Source organism: Paraburkholderia sediminicola (genome assembly GCF_046027825.1).
Classification (GTDB): Bacteria; Pseudomonadota; Gammaproteobacteria; order Burkholderiales; family Burkholderiaceae; genus Paraburkholderia; species Paraburkholderia sediminicola_D.
The window spans coordinates 153036-161410 of sequence record NZ_JAQQDU010000007.1 but is presented as its reverse complement, the minus strand read 5'-3'; the positions used below and the strand labels follow the sequence as shown (position 1 = coordinate 161410).

At 63.5% G+C, this 8375-nt stretch carries 6 protein-coding genes; all 6 read right to left on the bottom strand.

The features are described from left to right. Positions 1-157: 157 nt before the first annotated feature. On the bottom strand, positions 158-2671 hold the full coding sequence (locus PQQ96_RS06150) for a TonB-dependent siderophore receptor (protein WP_408290024.1): 2514 nt from the start codon (positions 2669-2671) through the stop codon (positions 158-160). 117 nt (positions 2672-2788) lie between these two features. Then, positions 2789-3793 (bottom strand): FecR domain-containing protein, encoded by a 1005-nt coding sequence (locus tag PQQ96_RS06145; RefSeq protein WP_408290022.1) that lies wholly within the window; start codon positions 3791-3793, stop codon positions 2789-2791. A 19-nt stretch (positions 3794-3812) separates the two neighbouring features. Next, entirely contained in the window at positions 3813-4325 is a 513-nt protein-coding gene (locus tag PQQ96_RS06140) for a sigma-70 family RNA polymerase sigma factor (RefSeq protein WP_408290021.1), read from the bottom strand. A 100-nt stretch (positions 4326-4425) separates the two neighbouring features. Beyond that, the gene (locus PQQ96_RS06135; RefSeq protein WP_408290020.1) at positions 4426-5040 is read right to left on the bottom strand and encodes an NAD(P)-dependent oxidoreductase; all 615 of its coding nucleotides are present in this window, start codon (positions 5038-5040) and stop codon (positions 4426-4428) included. A gap of 140 nt (positions 5041-5180) precedes the next feature. Continuing rightward, positions 5181-6404 (bottom strand): chromate efflux transporter, encoded by a 1224-nt coding sequence (chrA, locus tag PQQ96_RS06130; RefSeq protein ID WP_408290018.1) that lies wholly within the window; start codon positions 6402-6404, stop codon positions 5181-5183. 180 nt (positions 6405-6584) lie between these two features. Further along, complete coding sequence (locus PQQ96_RS06125) at positions 6585-8375, bottom strand: chloride channel protein (protein WP_408290016.1); 1791 nt, start codon at positions 8373-8375, stop codon at positions 6585-6587.

The window sequence follows — 8375 nt, the reverse complement described above, 5'->3', positions numbered from 1 at the left end:
ACTCATCGTGGCTTCCTGCCGTTTCGTTCCAGGCAGTATTGTATGGACCCGAGGGCTTTTGCGACAGCCTCTTCAGGTAGGGGCATGTCAAAACGGTTCGAATCTCATGTTGATCAATTGAACGTGCAGGCCTGACACGCAGTGCCGGCGCAGTCGCTTAGAACTCCAGCGTCGACAGCAAAGAAACCTGACGCGCGTCGCCAACCGCTACGAAGTACCTGTTCGCGCTCGATGGGTAGTAGGTCTTGTTGAACAGATTCTTCACGTTGAGCTGGAACGACAGATGGCGATTGCCGAGTTTCGTCTCGTAGGTCGCGAAGGCGTCGGCGACGGTATAGGCCGGCAGCGTGAAACTATTGGCCGAGTCGCCCGGGCGTGGGCCGACGTAATGCGCACCTGCGCCGACGCGCAACTGGTCGCCGCCGAAGATCGTGCCGAAGTCGTACACCGCGGCGAGCGACGCCGTGTTCTGCGGTGCATTCCACAGGCGCTTGCCGGCGTAAAGCGGGTCCTCGGTGGTCTTCGCGTCAATGTACGCGTAGCTCGCGATCACGCTCCAGTGCTGGCCGATCTGGCCGGCCACGTCGAGCTCCACGCCGCGCGAGCGTGCCTTGCCGGCCGTGCGCCAGTCGGTCTGTTTGGTGGTGTCGTTGTATTGCTGCACCAGCACGTTCTTCTTGTCGATGTTGAAAATCGCCAGCGTGCCGCTCAGGCCGCTGGGCATCGCCACTTTGGCGCCGAGCTCCCACGAGGTTGCTTCCTCAGGCTGCACCGACGAATCGATGACCACGCCGGAGCCGAGCGGCGCGATCGTCGAGGTCGGCTTGAGCGATTGTGTATAGCTTCCGTACAGCGATACCGTGTCGGTCCATTTGTAGATCACGCCCGCGCGCGGCAGCCACTTGGTGCCGTTGATGTCGGTGTTGACGACAAACGGACGACCCTTTCCCGCGAGCTGGTTGTAGCTTAGAAAACGCGCGCCGCCGATCAGAATCCACTTGTCGGTGAGATGCAAACTGTCCTGAAGGAAGAGCGAGCGGTCGTGCAGCGTGTCGGTCTGATCACTGTCGCTCGCCGACACGGTGGTCGACGGGCTCTCCAGGCCGTAGACCGGGTGGAAATAGTTGAACGGATATTTCGTGGCCTGGCGCAACAGGTCTTTGCGATAGATGCGGCGGTATTCGTCGTCGACGCCAACCTGCAAATCGTTGCGCAAACCAGCGATGTCGAAATGGCCGTCCACATAGGCGATCGCGTAGCTGTCCGTGCTAAGCGCACCATGCGTGGCATCGTTGCTGCGCGACACGGCACCGGTCGTGCTGTTGATGCCTTGCACGCGCAACTGGCCCGCGTCGTAGCGCTCGCGGTTGTAGCTGTAGCCGAAGTGCGCCTTCCAGTTAGCGTTAATCTGATGATCGACGCTGATCTGCGCGAGGTTCGATTCGCCGTCCATTTCGTTGAACGGTTCGTCGAGACGTTCGCGGCTCGAGACGGCGAGCGGCTTGTTAGTCTTCGGGTCGAGCGCCGTGCCGCGGTCGAACGGATAGAGAAACTTGCGATATTCGTACGACACCACCACCTGCGTGTCGCGTCCGTTCCACGCGAACGATGGCGCGACGAGTGTCTCGCGATGTTCGCCGAAGTTGCGCCAGTATTGTTCGTCGGTTTGATCGACAACCAGCCGGTAGGCGAGGCGCGAATCGCCGATTGGCCCAGTCGTATCGAGCGTCGCGCCCGCACCGCTGCGGCCGTGTCCGTAGGTCGAGCCGAGCACGGAAATCGCGTGGTACGGCGTGAGCAAAGGCTGCTTGCTGACCACGTTGACGACGCCACCTGGGTCCATGATCCCGTACAACAGCGAAGTCGGACCCTTGAGCACTTCGACGCTGTCCGCGGCCGCGTTCAGCGCACGTCCCTGCACGAGCGGCATGCCGTTGTGCATGATCGAGCCGTCGCGATTGCCGCCGAAGCCGCGCTTGAGCAAGGTGTCCTGCGTGCCCGCCAGCGTATTGCCTTGCACGATGCCGCTCACGTTGGCGAGCGCGTCGTCCAGATTGCGCGGACGCTGGTCGCTCAATACCTGCTTCGGCACGATGTTGACGGCCTGGGCCGTGTCGAGCGCCGACGTATCTGAACGCGTCACCACCGCGTCGACAGGCGGCCGGTAACTGCCGGCTTTCACGATCGTCGAGTTGATGGTCACGGCGGGAAGGGTGGTGTCGTGCGGGTTGCTGTTGTCCGCTGCGGATTCAGCGCGCTGCACGAGCGTATAGCTGCCATTGGACTGGTGCACCGCGCCGAGTCCCGTGCCGCGCAGGATTCGATCGAAGCCTTGTGGCAGGTCGTAATCGCCCTGCAGGCCTTCACTCGTGCGCCCAGCCGTCAGCGCCGCGGGGAACGACAACAGTAGGCCGCTCTCGCGTCCGAAGCGATTGAGCGCCGCTTCGAGCGGGCCGGCCGGAATGTCGTAGCTCTTGCGCGCCGGCGCCTCTGCAGCGGGCGGCACATCGGCTGCCAGCGCGACGTTAAACGGTAGTCCCGCCGAGATCAACGCGGCCGTCGCAAGATGCCTCGCCAGGTATGCCGGTTGTCGTACGCACAAAGCGCCGCGACGGCCACGGCTGCTGCCCCGGTTGCCGTTGCCGGCGCCGGTCTTTCGATGCTGTCCCATGTTCAAAGCTCGCAGGAAGGTAGACGATGTGTTGCTCTCATCTCCCTTGTCACGCGAGATTCGAAAACAGCTCACAACAGCCGAAAGTTTTTTCAGCGCCGGTGGCGCACGTCGGTTCTAGGCGCGCGCCGCGCGCACGGTGCCCCAGTAGCGTGTGATGAAGACCACCTCGATCGGCAGTGTTCTCGCCACGGTGTCCAGTACGCGGTCAGTGTCGCTAAGCGGAAAGGTGCCTGAGAGCCGCAGGCCGGCCACAGAGGGATCGCAGCTCAAATGCCCCGCGCGGTAGCGGTCGAGTTCGCTCACGAAATCGCCTAGCCGCATGCCGCTCGCGACGATCAAGCCATCCGTCCATGCCGCGTCGTTCTCGCTGATTGGCTCGACCGCGCTGACATCGTTGCGTGTAAAGCGGGCGCGTTGACCGGCAGGGACGATCGGCGCCAGACCGGGTGCGTCGAGTGGACTGATCCGCACGGCGCCTTCGAACACATCCAGGCGGCAGAGTGCGCTTTGCTGTCTGACGCCAAAGCGCGTGCCTAAGGGCTGCAAACTGCCTTGCGCGGTCTCGACGATGAACGGCCTCCGTTCACCGTTGTTGTGACCGGTCGCGACTATGATTTCGCCTTTGATCAGACGCACACGCCGCTCCGTGCTGCTGAAGCGGATATCGACCGCGCTGTCGGTGTTCAGCGTCATGCGGGTGCCGTCAGCCAGTGTGATGGTGCGACGCTCGCCGAGCGCGGTGCGCGCATCGGCGCTCCACGCGCGCCACGGCACGTGTTCACTGGCGATCCATGTCGCGCTGCCGGCGAACAACAGGGTTGTGAGGACCTTGACGCTCGCGCGCCGTCTCGCCGAGCCGGGGCGTGTCAGCGCGGCGCGTGCGACGGCCGCGCGGCCTGCGCCTACGTTGCCTATGGTTTCTTCAGCGAGGCCCTTGAAGCGGCTGCTGACGCTGCAGATGTGTTGCCATGCGCGTTCGTGATCGGGATGTTCAGCGCGCCAGCGCGCCAACCCGAGTTGCTGCGAGCGGGTGTTGTCGCGGGATTGCAGTTCCATCCACCACTCCACGGCGCGCAGGGCGATGTGCTGCGGAATATCGGGTCTCGCGCTCGTGTTCATCCGTCAATCCGTCGATCCGTCAGGCCGCGCTCAGCGCAAAGAAACACTGCGCGCCGGCACGCACCAGGTGGCGTTTCACGGTCGAGATGGAAAGCTTCAGTTGGGCGGCAATCTCGGCATGGCTCAAACCGTCGAGCTGGGCCAGCAGGAAAGCAGTTTTGACAGCGACCGGCAGCCGCTCCAGCAGACTGTCGATTTCGCACAGCGCTTCCAGAAGCAGCGCACGTTCCTCAGGCGAGGGCGCGAAACGCTCGGGCACTAGCGCCAACGCTTCCAGGTACGCACGCTCGATCTGCTCACGGCGCCAGTAGTTGGCCATCACGCGTTGCGCGACCGTCGTCAGGAACGCCCGCGGCTCTTCCAGACCGAGCGGTTCATCGCGGGCGAGCAGACGTACGAACGTGTCGTGCGCGAGGTCGGCTGCACGATGCGCGCAGCCGAGCTTCTTACGCAGCCACGCGTGGAGCCAACCGTGATGAGTCTTGTAGAGCGCCTGCATCTCGTGATGCAGGGCCGATTCGTTTGCCGCCATGGGCTACGGTGCGCGCCGGATCGGTAGATGCGGCGCACTTGCGAATGAGAATGATTCGCATCATAGCATGACGAAATGTAAGGTGTGAATGCAGCGTCTCTCAGTAGCCGACTGTGAAACGCTGGCGCGAATGAGCCGGCTTTTCCACTTCGTCGAACAAGGCGATCGCATAGTCCTGATAGCTGATCCAGCTGCGGCCGTTCGCGTCGGTGAGCAGATCGTCGTGGCCGAGCCGGAAATGGCCGGTGCGCTCGCCGTCCACGAATTCGGCCGACGGCGAAATGAACGTCCAGTCCAGCTCGCGCTCCTGCCGCAACGTGTCGAGGAAAGCGGCGCCTGCGGTCGCTTCGGCTTTATAAGCGGCAGGGAAGTGCGGCGAATCGAGCAGCCGCTTGCCTGGCGCCACGTCCAGGCTCGCCGCGCCACCAACCACGATCAGACGTGGGACGTGTGCGGCCTTGACCGGGTCGATGATCGCCGCAGGGTTCAGACCGTTGAAGCGGACCGAGCTAATCACAACGCTCTGTCCGGCAAGGGCGCTCTGCAGCGCCTGCTCATCGTGCAAATCCACAGCCTTCAATTCGAGACCGGGGCGCTGGCCGAGTTTCGACGGATCGCGCACAATAGCGGTCACCGTGTAATTGCGGCGGAGTGCTTCGGCGACGAGTTGCGTGCCGACGTTGCCGCTGGCACCGATGATGGCGATCTTGCTCATGAGATGCTCCTTGAGGGTGAGTGAACGATTGGCAGGGGCTATTTTCCGGCCAGCCGCTACGGCTACAGATCAGATCATAGTGCCCGGAAAGCGATCAAAGTTAGCGGGACTATCAGCACCGATGAAGCGGTCTGGTTGGTTCAGATAACCCACCACGCAAGCAGCGCCGTGAGCAGCACCACGGCCCATGAAGGCACGCGCCACCAGCCAAGCATCGCGAGCGCCACGACGACCAGCGCGAAATCGCGCCCGCTGTGAACCGCGCTGGTCCACACCGGATCGTAGAGCGCGGCGAGCAGAATGCCGACCACAGCGGCGTTGATACCGGCCATCGCCCGGCGCATCGACGCGAACGCGCGCAACTCGCCCCACAACGGCAACGCCGCGCCGACCAGGAGAAACGACGGCAGAAAGATTGCGACGGTGGCGATCAGCGCACCGGGGATTCCCGCCGGATAACCGGTGCTGGCGGCGCCGAGAAAAGCCGCGAACGTGAACAGCGGACCCGGTATCGCCTGGGCTGCGCCGTAGCCGGCCATGAAGGCATTGGCCGAGAGCCAGCCGCGCGGCACCACGACCGCTTCCAGTAGAGGCAGCACGACATGGCCGCCGCCGAACACCAGCGAACCGACCCGGTAGAACGCCGCGAACAGCTCGAGCGGATAGGCATGCAGCAAGGCGGCCGCGGCAGGCAGACCGATTAGCAACAGCACGAAAATCGCGAGACAGACGAAAGCGCCGGCCCTGGTACCGGGCATGCCGAGTGGGGCGCGCGGCACCTCGGTCGACGATTTCAGAAGCAGGGCGCCGGCCATCCCCGCCACGACAATCGCAGCGATCTGCCCGTAAGCCGCACCGAGCACGATCACCGCGATGGCCGACGCCGCCGCGATGGTGACGCGGGCACGGTCGGGGCAGAGCGTGCGTCCCATCGACCAGACCGCCTGCGCGACGACGGCGACCGCCGCGAGCTTCAGGCCACGCAGCAGATGAAGCGCGCTCGCATCCGCCAGATGCGTGAAACCGTAGGCGAAGGCGACCATCAGCAGCACTGATGGCAACGTGAAGCCGAGCCAGGCCGCCAGCGCGCCAGCGATGCCGCCACGAAAACGGCCGATTGCGATGCCGACCTGGCTGCTGCCGGGCCCCGGCAGAAACTGGCACAGCGCGACCACGTCGCTGAACGTGTGCTCGTCGAGCCAGCCGCGGCGTTTGACGAACTCGTCGCGAAAGTAACCGAGATGCGCGGCAGGGCCACCGAACGAGGTCAGCCCGAGCCGTAAAAAAATGCAGAAGAGCATCCACGGCGAACTGCGCGCGGGCAGATCGGGAGGCGCGTCGGAGTCCGCGTTGTGCAGGGGCATGGTTTGGCTGTCGTGCCGGAATCGAGGCGGAAGGCCAATGTCATTCGGCCTTCGCTTTACCGGTGGATCAAAGCAGCGTCAGATCATACCCGAGCCTGGGCGTCGGTTGGGCAACGCCTCGCCCGCGCGCAGTGCCTAAGCGGGCACGGAGAGCGGCTCAACGAACGGTCCAGTGGGTTGCTAGCCGCTGCGCGACCAGTACCGCTTTCGAAGCGCTGGCGTGATCCGGCGGAAGCGCTCCTTCTTGTGCTCTTCTTCAAAATGGCTGAGCGACGGTTTGATCAGATCGCTACGCGATACGATCCCAACGAGGCGCATCGTTTCCCGGTCAGCAACGACAGGCAAACGTTCGAGGCCATGTACGGCCAGCCTCGTAGCGACGAGCCTGCACGTTTCGTCGGGCAATGCATAGGCGGGGGGCCGCCGCTGCAGCACGTCAGCCAGACTCAGGTGGGCTTGGGATCCTGAGCCATCGTGACAGAGTTGCTGAAGCAGCATCCGGTCGACCATGCCAAGTACCGCCCCCTCTCGCGACACCGGGTAAGCACGACGCGTCTGCGTGTCGCCAAAGTACGTCGCAAGCACCTCGGTGACTGTCATTCCCGCATCGATCGATTCGACAGAGGCCGTCATGACTTCGTCGACATAGTGACGCTCTAGCGGGTCAACACCGTACTCCCGATAGATGTGATATCCGCGCCGCGCGATCTTTTCAGTCATGATCGAGCGGCGCATCACCACAGTCGAGAATCCGTGCGCAACCAGTGTGGCGGTCAGAAGCGGCAACAGCGCATTGCTGTCGTGCGTGAGGCCGAACGCGAATACGATCGCAGTCAGTGGCGCACCCAGTGTCGCGCCAAGCGTGGCAGCCATGCAGACTAGCGGCCACAGCGCCGGTTGATTGCCGGGCAGACGGTGGGCAAGCACCGTTCCGAGCCCGGCGCCTAGCATCAGCAACGGCGCGAGAACACCGCCGGACGTTCCCGATCCCAGCGCAACCACCCACATGACGGCCTTGACGGCCAGCAATGCGAGCGCGATCTGTACGGCTATATTCTGATGAAGCAGATCGCCGATGACGTCGTAGCCGACGCCGAGTGCGCGTGGCTCGATGAATCCGCCAATGCCGACGATGACGCCACCGAGCGCAGGCCACCACATCCAGTGAATGGGCAACTTGCCAAACAGATCTTCCGTCTTGTACAAGGCAGCGGAAAGGCCTGAAGTCAGTGCGCCAGAAAGCAGTCCTGCAATGATGCACGAGATCAGCGACCAGCCGTCAGGCGCGCCCGTCTCAAGCGGAAACAGCGGCCCGGTGCCAAAGAATGCGGCGCGTGCGAAACCGGCTACGGCACAGGCAAGCGCAACGGGCAGGAAGCTGCGCGGCCGCCATTCGAACAGCAGCAACTCGACGGCCAGCAACACGGCGGCCACGGGCGTACCGAACACGGCGGTCATGCCCGCTGCGGCGCCGGCGACCAGCAGTGTTTTGCGCTCCGCCGATGTCACTTTCACGCATTGAGCAATCAGTGAGCCGAGTGCGCCACCCGTCATGATGATCGGGCCTTCGGCACCGAATGGGCCGCCGCTGCCGATCACAATGCCGGACGACAGCGGTTTCAGTATCGCGACTTTCGGCGACATCTTGCTCTTGCCGAACAGGATCGCTTCAATCGCTTCCGGAATGCCATGTCCACGGATTTTTTCGGAGCCATACCGCGCCATCAGGCCGACGATCAAACCGCCGGCCACGGGCACCAGGATCACCCAGGCGCCGAGCGTGTTGTGGGCCGGTGAGCGGTCCGCAAACGACAGAACGCCAAAGAAAAACAGATTGGTGAATAAATGAATCAGGTTCAGTAATACGAATGCGGCAAGCGTGCTGACGGCGCCGATGCAGGCGGCAAGTACACACATGCCGGGCAGCCGCGCATTAGCTGCAAAATCGCGCTTGTGGGAATCCGTGCTCAT